This window comes from Ruegeria sp. TASC047 (genome assembly GCF_059612445.1).
Genome location: NZ_JBXWQP010000017.1, coordinates 32147 through 49982, shown reverse-complemented (window position 1 = coordinate 49982; position 17836 = coordinate 32147). Strand labels below are relative to the sequence as shown.

Below are 17836 nucleotides of genomic sequence, written 5' to 3'. Positions count from 1 at the left end.
CGAAACCATCATCTCAATGGATCACAGGCCAATGATGCACTAACAATCAACTTGGACCAGTCAGATGAGGCTGCTCACCCATGGGCTCAGATCGGGATTGCGGGCGCGATCCAGCGAAAAGACAACGTCTTCTCCGGTCAAAGGTGTTCCATCCGAAAACGAGACGCCGCTGCGCAAGGTAAGCGATACAGACTGTCCATCGTCGGAGATACTGTATTCTTCGGCCAGTCCTGGGATGACAGAGTTCCCATCTTCACTGGGGCGCAAAAGCGTGTCGAAAAGGCTGCCAACCATCCAGATGTCAGGGTTTCGATCGGCATAAATAGGGTCAATCAGGTTTGATCCGTCATATCTGGCGAAATTCAGAATGCCACCACGCTCTTGTGCAAACAAAGGTAGGGCCATTGCAGCGGCCACGACGGCAGTCGCTGCCATCAAATTACGTTTCATTGATGAGTTCCTCCCAAAGCGATTCTCCATCGCGTGAAAGTGGTATATATTAACTTCATTACCGCTAAAACGTTTTTTAGCTATGCGTAAATTGCATATTGTGTTCACAGAAGCATTGATTGAGAATTTCGGGGCACGCCACGACGTTCGGGGCAGCACTTTCAAGTGCGACCCCGCGATAGAATATGGAGAACTTTCAGTAAGCGGTTCAGCCGGTGCGATTACTTGGACGTATTTTTGATCGGCGTCGTATCCACCCACAATTCAACCGCTTCGGTATCTCCTAGAACGATCGAATAATGCGGCTTGGACGCGTCGTGATGTATCGTGTCACCGCTCGACATGATGTGGACTTCGTCACCCAGATGATATTCCAACTGACCCGAAATCAGATAACAAAAGGTCTCGCCTTCGTGACACATCTTCTCGGACATGTGACCCGCAGGGCGATGAACAATACAAGGATACAAAAGCGCGCCCGAAAACCCCGGACCCAACTTTTCATAGAACCGCCCGTTGACTCCCAAAGCATAGGTTTGACGTCGATCTTTGCGAACGTATTCGGTGTACTCTTCGGGAACGCTGACTAGCTGTTCAATGCTGGTCTTCAAAGATGCAGCAATTGCCATAAGCGAAGACAGGGACGGGGCACTGATGCCGCGTTCAACCTGCGATATGAATCCTGTCGTCAAATCAGCTTCATCCGCAACCTCGACAAGTGTTTTGCCAAGCGCTTTCCGGCGGCGTCGAATTGCTTTCCCCAGTTGAGACGGGTGATTTTTCTGATCCATCATTTCTTCTCTAGTGGTAGAGCTCGACAGCTCTCAGAGGCCTTGTTTCAGCAAATCCTGTACCAGTGTCCAAAGGGGACAGCGATTCGCTTACCTAGGCGAACTTCATAACCGGTACGGTTATCATTGGCTAAGTTTCTACTAAAAGTGTTTTTGACCCTGAAAAGCAAATTTGGTTCGGACCTTCGTGTCTCTACAAGTTTCTGAATGAGAGGCGTTGTCTTGGCGAACACGTGTGAGGAACCTAGCCAAATCAGCCCGCCGCTATGACAGACTCAGATATGACAAGGGACCTTGTTACAGTCGACTTACTTCACCGCGCGCACAGAAGGAAATCAGTGATTTTGACGCCTTCATTCAAGAAGGGGCGAAGAAACGCCCGCGTACCTGTTGCGTTGATATACGTTTCGACCAAGCGCCAGGAATTCTGCACTTAGCGTTCCTTCGAATGTGCCCCGGGCAAAGACCAACGGTGAAAAATCGCAACCCGTATGTTGAGGTCGCCAGATCAACTCTCGGACCGCATTCAGCTATGATATCTGTTCGATCACGACAGGAAACTGTGCCTCAGGTAGAATTGCACAGCATTTTAACCGACGTTTTGGGGACGTTGCGGCCCCTCAAAGAGCCTACCGTGAAACCTGTTCGAATCCCATTTGTCCGAACCATTTTTCATTTCCACATGCCAGTCATTCATCAAGAGATTGCAACTTATCCATCTGCACTATTCGTTCGCAACTGCCTGAACATGCGCCGCGAAAGCAGGATTGAACATCAGTGCCTTGCACCTGTCGAACCGACCCGTAGCATAGGCCCAGAAATCTTCGGCCGGGTTATCATCGGCATGTTGGATCAAGCCCCAGAGTGTCCACAGAAGATCGCACATCGCCTTGTAGATCACCATTCGCCCGAATTGAGCCGCTGTTGGTGCCGCGCCAAAATAGGAGGTCAGCATTTCGATTTCCTGCTTCTCGGTCAGCCCGGCTTCGACTGACAAATCGCCGAGGTCCCAAAGAGCATCATTCATCCCGGAATATTCGAAATCCACGATCCACATACGGTTGCCATTGTCGAGAAAGTTCTCGCAAAGCGGATCGCAATGGCTGGGAACCAGCGCGCCCGGCTTGTCCTGCAGCAGCTGTTTGATCGGCGCCGCTTCGGTGACGATTTCAGTATAGCCTTCGGGTAGGGAAATATCCTTTGTTGCCAGGACTTTCAGATATTCATCGATCATCGAAAAAAGTTCGAACCGGAACTCGAAAGGACGGGGTGACTCGTGTAGTTGCCGCAGGGCATGCCCGGCACGCGCGGCCGCTCCGGTGCGCGCTGCGAAAAGCTCGGGTGTCATGGTGACGATATCGTCAATGCAGTCACTGATCATCACACCGGTATCTGCATCCGCCCAAAGCACAGCGGGACCGATACCAGCTTCGGCTGCGACCTTGGCATTGTGAATCTCAACGCCACGATCGATATAATCCGCGGTGCCGTCTCCGGGGATGCGAACGATCATGGTGTGCCCGCAGGTTTCCACTCTGTAGACTAGGTTGGTCAACCCACCCAGCCGCTTGATTTTGCTGTTTTGTGCTGAGGTGTCCTCAAAGCCTTTCAGGTTGCGAAGTTCACTCAGGACACGGTCAGTGTTTCCGTCAGTCATTTTCTGCCCTCCCCCTCAGGCTTTTAGCCGTTCATTGGTCGATTCGAACAGAGACCCGTCCACCCGGCGGATCTGTTTGCGGTCACCGAACAGTTCGAGTTCGAATTCCGTCTGGTCCGTCATCGCCACCGGAAGATAGCCGTAGATGATCGTTTTCCCGACATGGTACCCATAACCACCGCTGCTGGCGCGCGAAACGGTTACGCCATTGTGCAGGATGGTTTCTCCCCCGGTCATCGGCAGTTTTTCTTCGGTCACAAAGGTACAGTGTATCTGTGCCGTGCCATTGGATTTCTGGTCCTCCAGCACATCGCGCCCTATGAAACTTTCCTTCGATTTCAGGTGGACGCGAGAGCCTAGGCCCGCTTCTACAGGTGTATAGTCCGGGGTGATGTCGGTGCTCCAGTAAAGATACCCCTTTTCCAGGCGCAGCGAGTCAATGGCCCGGTAGCCGATATCGCGGATGCCATGGGCCTGTCCGGCCTTCCAAAGCTGATCATAGACATGAAGTGCAAATTCGGTTGGGATGTGCAGTTCCCAGCCCAACTCGCCGGTATAGCCTATGCGCACCGCACGCACTCTTGCTGCTCCGACTGTAATGTCGCGCGCTGTTGCAAAGGGAAACGCAGCGTTTGAGATATCCTCTTCGGTTACCGCCTGCAGGACGTCGCGCGCTTTTGGTCCGCAGATGTTGATCACCGCCCGGGAAGAGGTAACCTCGATTAAATGTGCTGATCCGTCTTCCGGTAGATGACGTCGGATCCAGTCGGAATCGTGAACCCCGAATCCGGCGCCGGTCACGATATAGAAATGGTCGCGCCCTAGGCGGGTGATAGTGACATCCGCCTCGACGCCGCCTTTGTCGTTACAAAGTTGGGTATAGATTACGCTGCCATCCGGCTTGTCCATGTTTGAGACCGCCAGGTGTTGCAACACACCCAACGCGCTAGAGCCGATCAGCTCGAACTTGGAAAAGCTCGACTGGTCGATCAGAACGACACTTTCGCGGGCAGCGCGGTGTTCTTCGGCCGCGAAGACATGCCAACCGGGATTGAGGAAATCGAGCTGATCCACTGGGGCGACCCCAGCTGGGGCAAACCACAAAGGCCGTTCCCACCCGTTCTTCGATCCATAAACCGCCCCGTGTTCTTTCAATCGGTTATATAGTGGAGACAAGCGCAAATTACGTGCGGTCTCGGCCTCCTGGCCCGGATAGCGCATCTTGTAGTGATGCGCGTAATGTTCGACGGCTCGGGGATACATAAAGGCCTTGGTCGCATGATGTGGGCTGAACCGCCGCACGTCCAATGGCCAAAGATCCAGGCTTGGGCGCCCGTTCAGAATCCATTCGGCGATCATTTCCCCCGCGCCCCCGCCAGCCGCAATGCCGTAGAGGAACCCGGTCGAAAGCATCAGGTTCTTGATCTCAGGGGCCCAGCCCATTACAAAATCACCATCGGCGGAATAGGGGATCGGTCCATTGATGATTTGCCGGATTCCGACCTGGTTCACGACAGGGGTGACGACACCGGCAAGTTCAGCCAGCGGCGCGAAACGGTCAAGATTGTCAGGCAGCAACTGGCGCACAAACTCTCCGGGAATACCCCGTTCTCCAAATGGCAATGTGTCGTCTTCGTAACCTCCGATGACCAGACGCCCGCCAGCATCGGGCTTGTAATAGACCAGACGCTCGGGGTCGCGCAGTGTGGGCAGGCCCTTGGCCAATTCCGGCTCTGGCAACGGTTCTGTTACGACATATTGGTGCTCGACAGCGCAGGCTGGCACCACGACGCCCAGTTTTGCCGCCAGTTCACGGCTCCACATGCCCGAGGCCAGCACAACGGTTTCCGCCTCATAGTCGCCGTTGGTTGTCATCACTTTGGTTATGCGACCATTGCGGATTTCGAAATCCTCAACCTTCACCCCCTGCCTGATCTGCGCGCCGTGGTTACGCGCACCGGCTGCAATCGCCAGACACAGGCCAGCGGGGTCAACGTGGCCGTCCGACGGAATAAAGGCGGCCCCCTCTAACCCGTCGGCATCGATATAGGGAAACAGGGCCTTCGCTTCGGCGGGTGAGATGATTTCCATCTCCAGGTCAAAACTGCGTGCCATCGTCGCCAAGCGTTTTGCCTCCAGTAACCGTTCCTTGGTTGCCGCCAGCCGCAAGCTGCCGACTTTCTTCCAGTCGAATTCCATACCGGTCTCGTCAGCCAGCCGGTCGTAGAGCGCGACTGACCGTTTCAGCATCCGGGTTGTATTGCGGGAAGATCGCAATTGCCCAACCAGCCCGGCGGCATGCCACGTTGCCCCCTCTGTCAGAGATGCCTTTTCCAGAAGGACCACATCCGTCTCACCTGCCCGGGCCAGATGATAAGCGATTGAGCATCCGATGATGCCGCCGCCAATAATAAGGTGTTTTGCAGAATGGGTTGTCATGGCCTCGCCCCTGTCGACAAATTGGGTGCCAGATCACCGTATCGGCCAAAATAAATCAACAAAAATTAAACAAGAGTGTTGAAATATGTCGATTTAAGGGAGTAACTACAATTTATCCTGTTAAAGTCCAACATCCGAGTGACTGAATGTCAAAATACGAAAAGGACATCCTGAGCGCGGTTAACATGCATGGCCGAATCTCGGTCATGGACCTGGCGCAGAAGCTTAACGTTTCCGATCAGACAATCCGTCGAATTGTAAAGCCGTTGGTGGATGCGGGGCAAATCGACAAGGTTCACGGCGCGTTGATCAGCACCCAAAAGGTTCTGGATCCCCCTTTCATCGCGCGTATGACAACCAACCGCGCAGCGAAAGTCGCCATTGCCAAGTCAATATTGAACCTTGTGCCAGATAACGCGTCCATTGCTATCGATACGGGATCTACGTCGGGTTTTGTGGCCCAAGCCCTCAAGGCGCGCAGAGATCTTACCGTGGTGACGAATTCAGCGTTCATCGCAACAACTTTGGCCATGGGGAACGGCAACCGGGTCTTTATGGCAGGCACACAGCTTCGAAATCATGACGGGGCAGCGTTCGACCGCGCGGCCTTTGACGTTATTGCAAATATGTCGGTGGAGTACTCAATCCTGTCGGCGTCACGTGTGGATCCGAAACAGGGTTTTTTGGTGTTCGAACAATGCGAAGTCGATATTGCGGTCGCAATGAAGGCGATCAGCGAACGATGTTTCATGGCAGTGGACTCGACCAAGTTCCAGGCATCCGAACCCAAACCGGCCTTGCGTCTTCCGGCTCTTTCGGCAAGTGACTTCCTGATAACCGAGCGGAAGCCTGCGCCAAAATTTGAAGGCGTCATAGGTCGGGCAAAGACAGTAATCGCCGCAGATCAGTTTCAAACTTCTGATGAGTGATTGGCCTTTGGGAACGGACGTTTTTTCCTATTGTTTACCACAAAGCTGTGTGGAGTGGCGGGATTGCGTCGCTTGCATAACGCGTGTGCCGCATCAATATTGTCGGCGACATCTGACATACTCCGGCACTCCAAAATGGCAACTGTCCTGATATCCGCTTCAACGAAATTCCGATATGTTCCGTCCAACGTAGGCTGACTTCCTTGGCCGTGAAATAAGCCAGCGACAGATCGACAGGGCGATCCTCGGCCATCGCCTTGATCGGGAACGCTGCCTGTTCTCGATTGTTCGATGACTTATGGTTGCCCGCACCGACACTGATCCTTCGCTACTGAAGTGGCCCGTCGTTGTGATTGGGAAAACGGAGGAAACACGATGCGAAACAAGTGACAGAACCTGCGACGCCAAGTCAGCGTCGCACCTGAGTAACGTCGGGCTCAGAGGCCAGTGCAGTCACTCCACCATGCCTATCCGTTCGATCTGTTGCACTAACGTACCACAGCTGATCAGAGCCTGCCCCGTTGCCAGGATCATCTGGGGCAGGATCATCCATTCCAGCGTCCAGGCAACGCCGGAACGTTCTTGCTCGTGCACCAGCGCCTGATGCATGCCCGACAGTTGGGTTGCGTTGAAACGAGCCAGTGCGACCAGCAGTTCCGCGCGGACCGGGTTGCGCTTGTGAGGCATCGCCGAAGATCCGCCGCCACCTGTCAGCGAAACCTCGTCCACCCCCTGCTGGGCCATAAGCGACACGTCCTGACCGATCTTCCCCAGCGATCCGGTTATCAATGAAAGCCATGAGGCAAATTCTGCAAGATTGTCCCGGCGGGTATGCCAGTTTGCATCGCAGCTGGTCAGGTCAAGCCTATGGGCCATATGATGTGCGATTGCCTGTCCGGACCCGTGCATCCCGGCGCGGTCGCCAACGGCACCGCCAAGTTGCAGCACAAGCAATCTGGGCTGCAATTCGGTCAGGCGTTTCTGGTGATCGGTCAATGGCAACCGCCAGTTTCGCAGGCGCGTGGCAACAGAAATCTGCAATGCCGCCTGCATTCGGGTTCGCCCCATCATCACGTGTTCGCCATGTGCCTGTTCCAGCGCCACAAGCGCATCCGTCAGGTCAGAAAGACGGGCCGAAAAAACCTTCAGAATGTCCTTGATTGACAAAACCAGAGCGGTGTCGACAACATCCTGCGAGGTCATCCCCTTATGCAGCGCGACGTGGCAATGATCAGGCAATGCCGCTTTGAGCGACCGCACCAGCGCGGGCACCACAACGCCATCCGATGCCGTCCCGTCGCGCAGCACCTGCATGTCGGGACCGTGTTGTCGGATGAGTTTTGCCGCGGTTTCCGCCACCTCGGGTGGTACGGTGCCGACAGCCGCCAAAGCCTCTGAATATGCGGCCTCGACGGACAGCATGTGTCTCAGCTGAGCCTTTGCACCCAGCAACTCTGAGGTCTGTGGGTCCTCAAACAGCCCGCTGAGCCAGGGATGAGTGGAAAGCTGTTCCATCCTATATATGGCCTTTGAATTGAAGCGGGTGGGAATCAATCGTCATGGCACAATTACTCCCTGCGCTCAAAGAGCCAAAATCTCGCGGGCCTGTTGCCAGGTAGCGACCGGACGTTCGTGCTTTGCGCATAGCTCTGTCACGCGATTGACCAACGCAGCGTTCGAAGGCGCAAGCGTGTTGCGGTCCAGCCGGACATTGTCTTCCAGACCTGTTCGCGTGTGCCCGCCCGCAGCAATAGCCCATTCATTTACCACAATCTGGTTTGGACCGATCCCAGCGGCACACCATTCGGCATCCGGAGCGCGATCCTGCATGGATTTTACGTAGAAGTCGAACACGGCCCTGTCGACTGGCATCGCGTTTTTTACACCCATGACAAATTGAACATATAGCTTGCCATACAGCTTGCCTTCCTTGTGCAATCTGATCGCTTGCAGGATGTGGGACAGGTCAAACGCCTCGATCTCGGGTGTGACTTCGTATTTTCGCATCTCGGCTGACAGCCAGTCCACCAGGTCGGGTGGGTTTTCATAAACCCGGGTGGGAAAGTTGTTCGACCCAACAGACAGCGAAGCCATATCAGGTGACAGGGGCAGCATTCCGCCCCTGGCCTGACCGGCCCCTGACCGCCCGCCGGTGGAAAACTGGATGATCATTCCGGGGCAGTGTTTTTGCAAACCCTCTTTCAAGAGAGCGAATTTTTCGGGGTCGCTGCTGGGCGTCTGATCATCGTTGCGAACATGGGCGTGGACAATGCTGGCCCCGGCCTCGAACGCCTCTTGCGTGCTTTCGACCTGTTCCGCAACCGAGATCGGCACCGCTGGGTTGTTCTTCTTGGTCGGCAGGGAACCGGTGATGGCCACGCAAATGATGCAGGGTTTGGTCATGGTGATTTCCTGAATTAAGTGCTGCCTTGGAAAGACAGCACCAAGTAGTCAGATATCAAAAAAGACGGTCTCATCTTCGCTTTGTATCTTGATATCGAAGCGATAGACAACTTGACCGTCCCGATTAGTGCGTTTGGCCAGCAGCGTTGCGCGGCGGCGTTCCCATTCGATGAGATTAAGGACCGGGTCCTTGCTGTTGGCCTCTTCCTCGTCTTCGAAATAGATACGCGTATTCAGGCCGACATTGATGCCCCGGGCAACAACCCAAAGGTTGATATGAGGCGCTTGCTGGCCCACGTTTCGTCCTGGTGTCGGGCCAGGTTTGACTGTGTCGAACGCCCATTCGCCGGTTTCAAAGTTGGTGATGACGCGTCCCCAGCCGCGAAAGCCGTCTTCGACATCGCCGCCTCCCTCAGGATGAGCATAGACGCCCCTGGCATTTGCCTGCCAAGCCTCAAGCAGAACATCCTTGATGGGCGATCCTGCCCCGTCCACGACCAGTCCTTCGACCCGAATTCGCTCACCCTCGGCATTTGGTCCGGCTATGTCCCAGCCCAATTCCTGCCTGTAGATTTCAAATCCGGCAGCCCCGGGTGCCAGACCGATATGGACGTAAGGCCCGGCTGTTTGCGAGGGGGTTTCCTTCAGATAATTAAGCTGTTGCATCTTCAGTTCCCCTCCAGACGGTTCTCAAAAAGGGTCGAGCGCCGACCGCGCAAGACCACGTCGAATTTATAGGCGATGGTATCCAGAGGGATCGTTGAATTCATATCAAGCCGCGAAATCAGGCGGCTTATCGCATCGGCATCAGGAATAGTTTTCACGATCGGACACCTGTCGATCAGCGGGTCACCTTCGAAATAGCATTGTGTGATCAGACGTTGTGCAAAACCTGTTCCGAATATCGACATGTGGATATGAGCAGGACGCCAGCTGTTCACCCAATTGCGCCAGGGGTAGGCACCGGGTTTTACGGTGCGGAAGAAATAATACCCGGTTTCATCTGTCAGGGTGCGGCCGCAACCACCGAAATTGGGATCGATCGGTGCCAGATAGGTATCCTTCTTGTGGCGATAGCGCCCACCCGCATTCGCCTGCCAGATTTCCACCAACGTGTTTGGCACCGGACGTCCGTTTTCATCCAGCACCCTGCCGTGCAGAATGATACGCTCGCCAATCGGGCTTTCACCGGGCCGCGCATAGTTCGAGATCAGGTCGTTATCCAGAGGGTCAACATCGTTGTGGCCAAAAACCGGGCCGGTGACCTCACTGATCGAGTTTTGCAGCGAGATCAGCGAGTATTGCGGTGAACGGGTCACGCTGGTCTTGTAGTCGGGCGTCAGCGCAGGTGGGTGCCACTCGCGGTCGCGCTGGTAGAATTCACCTTGTTTCAACATTGTCGAATCACACTTCCTTTTGTCTGACTGGGGTTTCTGCGCGTTTCCCATTCAGTCCTGTTCCATTTCGTCATAGGTCTGTTTTGCCAGTTTGAGGGCCTGATTGGCGCGTGGCACACCCGCGTAGATCGCGACGTGCTGAAACGCTTCAAGTACATCCTGCTTGCTGGCGCCTGTACGGGCTGTGGCGCGGATATGCATCGGGATTTCTTCGAAGTTTCCCAACGCAGCCAGCAAAGCCAGCGTTAGCATGGATCTCTCACGGTCGCTGAGTCCGTCCGAGGCCCAGACGGTGCCCCATGCGCCTTCGGTGATAAGCGTCTGAAATGGACCGTCCAGATCAGACTTGGCGGCTTCGGCACGATCCACATGGGCATCGCCCAGAATTCTGCGCCGCACTCGCATACCGGACTCGTATTTGTCACTCATTGCGGTTCTCCATTAGGAAGGCGGACAAGTGTTCAGCATAGGCGGCGGGGGCTTCCACGCATGGCAGGTGCCCGGTGTTGGGTATTTCGGCATAGCGCGCCCCGGGGATCCTAGCACAGGTCTGCCGGACCAGTTCGGGCGGGCAGGCGCGGTCATATGATCCGGTAATGGCAAGAACCGGCAATCGCAGCGCCCGGGTCATGAATTCAAGATCAGCATTTGCGATCGCGTTGCAGCATCCCAGGTACCCAGAAACAGGGGTACGTATCAGCATGTTGCGCCAAAGCAGCACGTTATCGGTTGCCCTGAAATCCGCCGCAAACCAACGGTCCAGAATTGCGTCAGCCACAGACTCGATGCCGGACGACCGGATCGCGCCCATCCGGTCACGCCACATCTGGGGCGTCCCCATTTTCGCGGCGGTGTTGGAAAGAACAAGGGCACGGATCAGGTTTGGTCGGCGCGAAGCCAGCGCCTGACCTATCATCCCGCCAATTGACAGGCCGACAAACACCGTGTCGCGAACCCCGATATGGTCAAGCAAAGCCTCGGCGTCATCCGCCAGCTCAGCCATGCTGTAAAGCGCCTGAGGGCATTCCGACAGGCCGTGACCACGCAGATCGAACCGGATCAGGCGCAGCCCCTTGGGCAGCAACGGCAAAACCTTGTCCCAAAGGCGCAGGTCAGTTCCCAGCGAGTTGGCAAACACCACAGGCATGCCATCTGGATCGCCATCCTCACGCCAATGCAGGTGAATGTTATCCAGCGCCGCAATCTGCATCAGTACGGCAGCCCGACATAGTTTTGTGCAAACACCGATTGCGCCTCTTTGTTTTCGCGAAGGAAATCAATGTCAGCCTTCTGCATTTTCAGGTCAAAGCCGTTCTGTTCCGGAAAACGGTGCAACAGATTGGTCGTGGACCAGCTGAACCGCTCGGCCTTCCAGATCCGGGCCAGCGCTTTTTCGGAATAGCGGTCGATGCCTTCGCTGTCGTGGTCTTCATAGAATTGCAGCAGTGCGTTGTGCAGATAGTGGATGTCGCTTGCCGCCGTGTTAAGCCCCTTGGCCCCTGTGGGGGGCACGATATGCGCGGCATCCCCACACAGGAACAAACGGCCCCAGCGCATTGGTTCGGTCACGAAAGACCGCAGCGCCGCAATTGATTTTTCGACCGATGGCCCTGTGATCAGTGTCTCAGCATATTGCGCGGGGATCCTGCGTTTCAGCTCCTGCCAGAAGGCTTGATCAGTCCAGTCATCGGCACTGTCAGACAGCGAGCATTGAATGTAGTATCGGCTGAGGTTCTCATTTCGCATGGAACAAAGCGCAAAACCGCGTTCCGATCCGGCATATATCAGTTCGTTATGGACCGGGGGTGTTTCGGACAAAACGCCCAGCCAGCCAAACGGATAGACCTTTTCATATTCCCGGCGCACGGTCAGCGGGATGGTTTGACGCGACACCCCATGAAATCCGTCGCAACCGGCGACAAAATCGCAATCAATCCGGTGTCCGGTCCCATCCGATTTATACGTCACATAAGGTGCATCGCTGTCAGCCCCGTGAATCTGAACATCATCGGCGTTGAAAACAATCTTACCGCCCATTGCCTCGCGCGCATCATACAGGTCACGGGTTACTTCCGTTTGCCCGTAAACAACCACATGACTGCCTGTCAGCTTTTTAAAGTTGATGCCGAATTCGATATCGCCATACGAGATCACTGTGCCGTCATGGACAAAGCATTCCTTGTCCATCCGCTCTGCCACACCAGCTTCGCGCATCAGTTCCACAAAACCGGTTTCCAGAATGCCAGCGCGAATGCGGCCCAGAACATATTCCCTGGTTTTGCGCTCTAACACGATGGTGTCTATGCCCTTGCGGTGCAACAACTGGCTGAGCAAAAGACCTGAAGGTCCACCGCCGATGATCGCGACCTGAACGCGCATGTTGGCTCTCCTGATTTCGCGTATCTAATAATTGAACGCCATATCTCGATATGTAAAATGAGTTCTGCTTGGACTTAGTTGCCGGAATTGGAAAGTAATGATAGATCGCCGCATCAAAGTTAGGCATATTCAATGTTTTATTGAGATATGTCGCGAGAAAAGCCTGAAAGTTGCGGCAGAGAAGCTGTTTCTCACGCAACCGGCGATATCCAAGACACTTAAGGAGCTTGAGGATATTCTGGGCACTGTGCTGTTGTCCCGTAACAGGTCCGGTGTTTCTCTGACGCGGCAGGGCGAAGTGTTTCTGCATTTCGCCGAAATGTCACTGGCCGCTTTGCAGCAAGGTTTTTCTGGTGTGGAACAGATCGAGGCGCGGGGCAGGGCCAGCCTTCGGGTCGGGGTGCTGCCTTCGGTTGCGGCCCGTTTGATGCCAGCCGTTGCTACCGAGTTTTCCGAACTTGCGGGCAATGCCCGACTGAGCGTTTTCGACGGTCCACATGGCCATTTGATGGAGCGTCTTCGTCTGGGCGACCTGGAGCTTGTTATCGGGCGTTTGGGTCGCCCTGAAACCATGCAGGGTATTTCCTTTACCCAGCTTTACGAGGAGAAGGTCGTCTTCGTCGTGCGCGCGGATCACCCACTGCTGAAAGCCCCCGATCTCAGGCGGATTACCGAGTGGCAAGTGCTTTACCCGCCTGAAGGATCGGCAATTCGGCCCTTGGTGGATCGCCTTATGATCGCGCACGGGATTGGTGAAATCGAAGATCGTCTGGAAACTGTCTCGGGTGCTTTCGGGCGGGTGTATACCCGGCAGACCGATGCGATCTGGATCATCTCGGCGGGGGTGGTCGCCAATGAAACCAGCGATGGCCACCTTGTGGCGCTGCCGTTTGACACATCGATCACACGCGGGCCCGTTGGGCTGATGCGTCGGCCTGACCAGGTCCTGTCACCTCAGGCGCAGGTTTTCGGGTTGGCTTTGGACAATGCAATTGCGAGGTTGGGCTTGTCGCCTGATGGTGCGACCTCTGATAACTAAGGCTGGTCCATTCTGCCGGGGTGGCGCTAGGACAGGAGCACAAGATGGATGACAAGGAACGCAGAATCCGTGAGGCGATTATCGAGAAATGCCTTTTTCTGAATTCCAGTGGTCTTAGCCAGGGAACATCCGGCAATATCTCGGCCCGATACGAGAACCGGATGCTGATCACACCTTCGGCGACGCCATATGACAAGCTGACCCCCGAGATGATCGTCTCAATGCCATTTGATGGAGAGTATGGGACCTGGGATGGCCCGCTCAAACCTTCGACCGAATGGCGGTTTCACTTCGACATTCTAAAGACCCGCCCCGATATGGGCGCGGTGGTCCATGCACATCCGACCTATTGCACGGCGCTGGCGATTGCACACAAAGAAATCCCGGCAGCGCATTACATGGTCGCGGCCTTCGGCGGTCCCAATGTTCGCTGCGCACCCTATGCACGCTTTGGCACGCCCGAGCTGTCGGAGCTGGCGATCGAAGCGCTGCAAGAGCGAACCGCCTGTTTGCTTGGCAATCATGGGTCCATTGCCATGGGTGAGGACCTGGACAAGGCCATGTGGCGCGCGGTCGAGCTGGAAACCATTGCCTGGCAATATTACCTTTCCCTGGCCCTCGGTCCGGTGATCTTGACCGATGAACAGATTTCCGAAACGCTATCCGGTTTCGCTTCTTATGGTGTTCAGGGCGACTACTAGGACGTCGCAGCAGGTACTGCTAAGAAGCAAAATGAGCCTGAACAGACCTGACTGCCAAGATGGCTGCGCTGAGGGGCGGTATATTGGGCTCAAGTCCAAAACGTCGCGACGTGATCAGGAGGTTTTCGCCTGTCGGCGTTGGTGTCACGCATCTGGCCATTCGCGCGGATACCGCTTCCTATTGATTTATTGCCGCGCGTAAAGAAGATGTAAGGTCAAAGCAAAAGAGTTCCGCAAGCGGGTAGGTATGACAAAAATAAGAAATATGGAGGAGTTTGCGGCCCTGAGCGGGATTTCTCGGCCAACGGTTTCCAAATATTTCCACGACCCGGAAAGCGTTCGTTCCTCTACGCGGGCGCGTATAGAAGAAGCGTTGGAAAAGTTCGATTACCGTCCAAATATCTATGCGGTGAACCAGAACCGAAAGCTGACCAAGAATATCGGTATCGTTGTTCCCTATCTTGCCGATCCATTTTTTGCCGAGATGGCTAGGTACCTTGAGCAGAGCTGTATTGTCGCCGGGTATCGTCCATCTCTTTTCAGCTCGCACGGTGAGCAGGAACTCGAGAACGAAATACTCGACAGCCTGCGGTCGCTCAAGCCGGCCGGAGTACTGTTTGCTCCTTTGGGGCGCGGGTCGGACCGAGCTCACATCGAGAAATTTTGCGCCGAGGTGCCAACAGTTCTGTTTGACAGCAACCTCGAAGGTTTGGGTGCAGCGTTTATAGGGTCGGACAATTTCAGTTTTGTTTCCCAAACCGTGGAATACATGACCCGGACGGGTGAACCTCCGTCTTTCTTTGAAATGCGCACGCCAGCAAACCCAAACGCCAACAAGCGACGCAAGGCATATATTGAGGTTATGGAACGTCTGGGGTTCGAGCCCCATGTCATAAAAATCGATGGTGAAGGCTGGGCGTTTGAAGAGATCGGGCATCAGGGTGCTTTGAGAGTGTTGGAGAAAGGTGCTCTCAGGACGAATTCAGTTTTGTGCAGCAATGACCGTCTTGCGATCGGATTTCTGGCAGCCTGTTATGAGCAGGGGATTCGGGTTGGGCGAAAGGAAGATTGCTCACTCCGTGTCGCGTCAAATGACGACCACCCCTTTGCAAAATTTACCTGCCCATCGCTGACAACAGCTGCGCATGATTATGACAACGTGGCTGGGCGCAGTGTGGATACCTTGTTTAAACTCATTGAAAGCGGAGGAAAATTTGACGATCGGACGGAAACTCTGTTTCCGGCACGGCTTGTCTTGAGAGAATCCGCGTGAATTAAAACTTAACGCGCGTAAAGTTATTATTGACGCCGCGACAATTTATAAACTAGGGTCTCTGTACAGCATCCAAGCTCAGGGAGGACAGGGATGTATTTGAAGAACGCACTTCGTGCGGCGACTGCGTTGACTTTCGTCGCTACGGCAGCAGCTCAAGCGGAAACCATCACGATCGCGACCGTCAACAATGGCGACATGATCCGGATGCAGGGCTACACAGACGTTTTCTCTAAAGCGACCGGCATCGATGTCGAGTGGGTGACGCTTGAAGAAAACGTACTGCGTCAGCGCGTGACCACCGACATCACGACCAAGGGCGGTCAGTTCGATATCATGACCATCGGCATGTACGAAACTCCGATCTGGGGCGCGAACGGCTGGCTGGTACCGCTGGACGGTTTGTCCGATGAATATGATGTTGGTGATCTGCTACCTGCGATGGCAGGCGGGTTGAGCCATGATGGCACGCTTTACGCTGCGCCGTTTTATGGCGAAAGCTCGATGATCATGTACCGCACCGACCTGATGGAAAAGGCCGGTCTGGAAATGCCCGAAGCACCTACATGGCAATTCATCCGTGAAGCTGCGGCTGCCATGACCGATCGTGACAACGACATCAACGGCATCTGCCTGCGTGGCAAGGCAGGTTGGGGTGAAGGTGGTGCCTTTATCACCGTAACCGGAAATTCTTTCGGTGCGCGCTGGTTCGATGAAAACTGGAAGCCGCAGTTCGATCAGCCCGAGTGGAAAGAGGCGCTGACGTTCTTCGTCGACATGATGAGTGAATCCGGCCCAGCTGGCTACGCCACTAACGGTTTCAACGAGAACCTGTCTTTGTTCCAGCAAGGCAAGTGCGGTATGTGGATTGACGCCACCGTCGCCGCATCTTTTGTGACAAATCCGGACGACTCAACCGTAGCTGACAAGGTTGGCTTCGCACTTGCACCAAATTCGGAAGGCGTCGACAAGCGCGCCAATTGGCTTTGGGCTTGGGCGCTGGCGATCCCGGCGGGAACTCAGCAAGAAGATGCAGCCAAGCAGTTCATCGAATGGGCAACCTCGAAAGACTACATCGAGCTGGTGGCTGAAAACGAAGGTTGGGCCAATGTGCCTCCGGGTGCGCGGACCTCGCTTTATGAGAATGACAACTACAAGGAAGTTCCATTCGCAAAAATGACTCTGGAATCGATCCTGATGGCTGACCCGCAGAATTGCTGTGTGCAGCCGACGCCCTATACCGGTGTACAGTTCGTGGCCATTCCGGAATTTGCAGGGATTGCCACACAGGTAAGTCAGGAATTCTCGGCCGTTTATGCCGGGCAGCAAACAGTGGATGAGGCGCTTGCCAAAGCGCAGGCCTTCACAGCAGAAGAGATGGAAGCCGCAGGGTACTGAGGCAACCTTCCCAGCGGGGGGCAGACCTTCTGTCCCCTGTTCCCACTTCCACAATTCGTGTTTTTCTCGCAGGCTGCCTTACGCCTGAACAGAGAGGTCTTGCACAATGGCAACTCAACATTCCAGATCAGTTGCACGCCTGATGATGGCACCCGCAGTGGTGCTGCTGCTTGGCTGGATGCTCGTGCCGCTGACGATGACCCTGTATTTTTCCTTCAAGAAATACCTTCCCTTGCGGGGCGGAGATCTCGGATGGGTGGGTTTCGACAACTATATCCGATTTGTTTCGTCCAGTTCGTTTTGGCCTGCGGTACAGGCAACGCTTGTCATTGTTATCGGCGTGTTAGCGATTACGGTCCTACTGGGCATCCTGCTCGCCATGCTTCTGGATCAACCGATGTGGGGCCAGGGGGTGGTGCGCATCCTCGTTATTGCACCATTCTTTGTTATGCCGACTGTGTCAGCTCTGGTCTGGAAAAACATGTTCATGGACCCGGTCAACGGGTTGCTGGCCCATCTGTGGCGCTTTTTCGGGGCTGAACCGGTCTCGTGGTTGTCCGAAGCTTCAATGACCTCGATTATCATGATCGTGTCGTGGCAATGGTTGCCATTTGCGACACTGATTCTTTTGACCGCAATCCAGTCGCTGGATAGTGAGCAACTGGAAGCTGCTGAAATGGATGGCGCACCGCCGCTCAAGCGGTTCTACCACATCATTCTGCCGCACCTGAGCCGTGCAATCACAATCGTAATCCTGATCCAGACAATCTTTCTGCTTTCGATCTTTGCCGAGATTTTCGTCACCACAGGTGGCGCGTTCGGCACCCGTACACTCACCTACCTGATCTTCCAGCGCGTTTTGGAAAGCCAGAATGTCGGTCTCGGATCAGCCGGAGGTGTCTATGCGATCATTCTCGCCAATATCGTTGCGGTCTTCCTGATGCGCATCGTCGGCAAGAACCTGGACGCGTGAAGAGGTA

General features: G+C 54.9%; 17 protein-coding genes. 6 read left to right on the top strand and 11 right to left on the bottom strand.

Annotated features, from left to right (window positions below):
- Positions 1–60 precede the first annotated feature (60 nt).
- The 4 genes from AC2FLO_RS02180 to AC2FLO_RS02165 form a co-directional block, all read right to left on the bottom strand.
- On the bottom strand, positions 61–450 hold the full coding sequence (locus AC2FLO_RS02180; protein ID WP_496754635.1) for an ABC transporter substrate-binding protein: 390 nt from the start codon (positions 448–450) through the stop codon (positions 61–63).
- Between the two features lie 221 nt (positions 451–671).
- Positions 672–1244: a helix-turn-helix domain-containing protein gene (locus AC2FLO_RS02175; protein WP_480484623.1), complete on the bottom strand. Its 573-nt coding sequence runs from the start codon at positions 1242–1244 to the stop codon at positions 672–674.
- Between the two features lie 721 nt (positions 1245–1965).
- Positions 1966–2898, bottom strand: coding sequence for a phosphotransferase (locus AC2FLO_RS02170; RefSeq protein WP_496754637.1), 933 nt, complete (start codon positions 2896–2898; stop codon positions 1966–1968).
- A 15-nt stretch (positions 2899–2913) separates the two neighbouring features.
- On the bottom strand, positions 2914–5337 hold the full coding sequence (locus tag AC2FLO_RS02165; RefSeq protein ID WP_496754638.1) for a GcvT family protein: 2424 nt from the start codon (positions 5335–5337) through the stop codon (positions 2914–2916).
- Positions 5338–5483: 146 nt separating this feature from the next.
- On the opposite strand from AC2FLO_RS02165, the gene AC2FLO_RS02160 reads away from it, so the two are divergent.
- Positions 5484–6266, top strand: coding sequence for a DeoR/GlpR family DNA-binding transcription regulator (locus AC2FLO_RS02160; protein ID WP_496754640.1), 783 nt, complete (start codon positions 5484–5486; stop codon positions 6264–6266).
- Between the two features lie 453 nt (positions 6267–6719).
- Here AC2FLO_RS02160 and AC2FLO_RS02155 read toward each other — a convergent pair whose 3' ends face one another.
- The 7 genes from AC2FLO_RS02155 to pobA form a co-directional block, all read right to left on the bottom strand.
- Positions 6720–7781: a 3-carboxy-cis,cis-muconate cycloisomerase gene (locus AC2FLO_RS02155; RefSeq protein WP_496754642.1), complete on the bottom strand. Its 1062-nt coding sequence runs from the start codon at positions 7779–7781 to the stop codon at positions 6720–6722.
- Between the two features lie 66 nt (positions 7782–7847).
- Positions 7848–8669: a 3-oxoadipate:acetyl-CoA acetyltransferase gene (locus tag AC2FLO_RS02150; protein ID WP_480920853.1), complete on the bottom strand. Its 822-nt coding sequence runs from the start codon at positions 8667–8669 to the stop codon at positions 7848–7850.
- Between the two features lie 48 nt (positions 8670–8717).
- A complete protein-coding gene (gene pcaG, locus AC2FLO_RS02145) occupies positions 8718–9335 on the bottom strand; it encodes a protocatechuate 3,4-dioxygenase subunit alpha (protein WP_496811616.1) in 618 nt (205 codons plus the stop codon).
- A gap of 2 nt (positions 9336–9337) precedes the next feature.
- Positions 9338–10066, bottom strand: a complete 729-nt coding sequence (pcaH, locus tag AC2FLO_RS02140) for a protocatechuate 3,4-dioxygenase subunit beta (RefSeq protein WP_496811615.1) — start codon at positions 10064–10066, stop codon at positions 9338–9340.
- Between the two features lie 51 nt (positions 10067–10117).
- Entirely contained in the window at positions 10118–10495 is a 378-nt protein-coding gene (pcaC, locus tag AC2FLO_RS02135) for a 4-carboxymuconolactone decarboxylase (RefSeq protein WP_496811614.1), read from the bottom strand.
- Positions 10488–11276, bottom strand: coding sequence for a 3-oxoadipate enol-lactonase (pcaD, locus tag AC2FLO_RS02130; RefSeq protein WP_496811613.1), 789 nt, complete (start codon positions 11274–11276; stop codon positions 10488–10490). Before pcaD ends, pcaC begins: the two co-directional genes overlap by 8 nt.
- Positions 11276–12445, bottom strand: a complete 1170-nt coding sequence (gene pobA, locus AC2FLO_RS02125; RefSeq protein WP_496754649.1) for a 4-hydroxybenzoate 3-monooxygenase — start codon at positions 12443–12445, stop codon at positions 11276–11278. Before pobA ends, pcaD begins: the two co-directional genes overlap by 1 nt.
- Positions 12446–12542: 97 nt before the next feature.
- On the opposite strand from pobA, the gene pcaQ reads away from it, so the two are divergent.
- The 5 genes from pcaQ (at position 12543) to AC2FLO_RS02100 (ending at position 17829) form a co-directional block, all read left to right on the top strand.
- The gene (pcaQ, locus tag AC2FLO_RS02120; RefSeq protein ID WP_496754650.1) at positions 12543–13484 is read left to right on the top strand and encodes a pca operon transcription factor PcaQ; all 942 of its coding nucleotides are present in this window, start codon (positions 12543–12545) and stop codon (positions 13482–13484) included.
- 44 nt (positions 13485–13528) lie between these two features.
- On the top strand, positions 13529–14185 hold the full coding sequence (locus AC2FLO_RS02115; protein ID WP_496754652.1) for a class II aldolase/adducin family protein: 657 nt from the start codon (positions 13529–13531) through the stop codon (positions 14183–14185).
- Positions 14186–14432: 247 nt separating this feature from the next.
- Positions 14433–15458 (top strand): LacI family DNA-binding transcriptional regulator, encoded by a 1026-nt coding sequence (locus AC2FLO_RS02110; RefSeq protein WP_480588717.1) that lies wholly within the window; start codon positions 14433–14435, stop codon positions 15456–15458.
- A 93-nt stretch (positions 15459–15551) separates the two neighbouring features.
- The gene (locus AC2FLO_RS02105) at positions 15552–16856 is read left to right on the top strand and encodes an ABC transporter substrate-binding protein (protein WP_496754654.1); all 1305 of its coding nucleotides are present in this window, start codon (positions 15552–15554) and stop codon (positions 16854–16856) included.
- Between the two features lie 106 nt (positions 16857–16962).
- Entirely contained in the window at positions 16963–17829 is an 867-nt protein-coding gene (locus tag AC2FLO_RS02100; protein ID WP_480488815.1) for a carbohydrate ABC transporter permease, read from the top strand.
- Positions 17830–17836 lie beyond the last annotated feature (7 nt).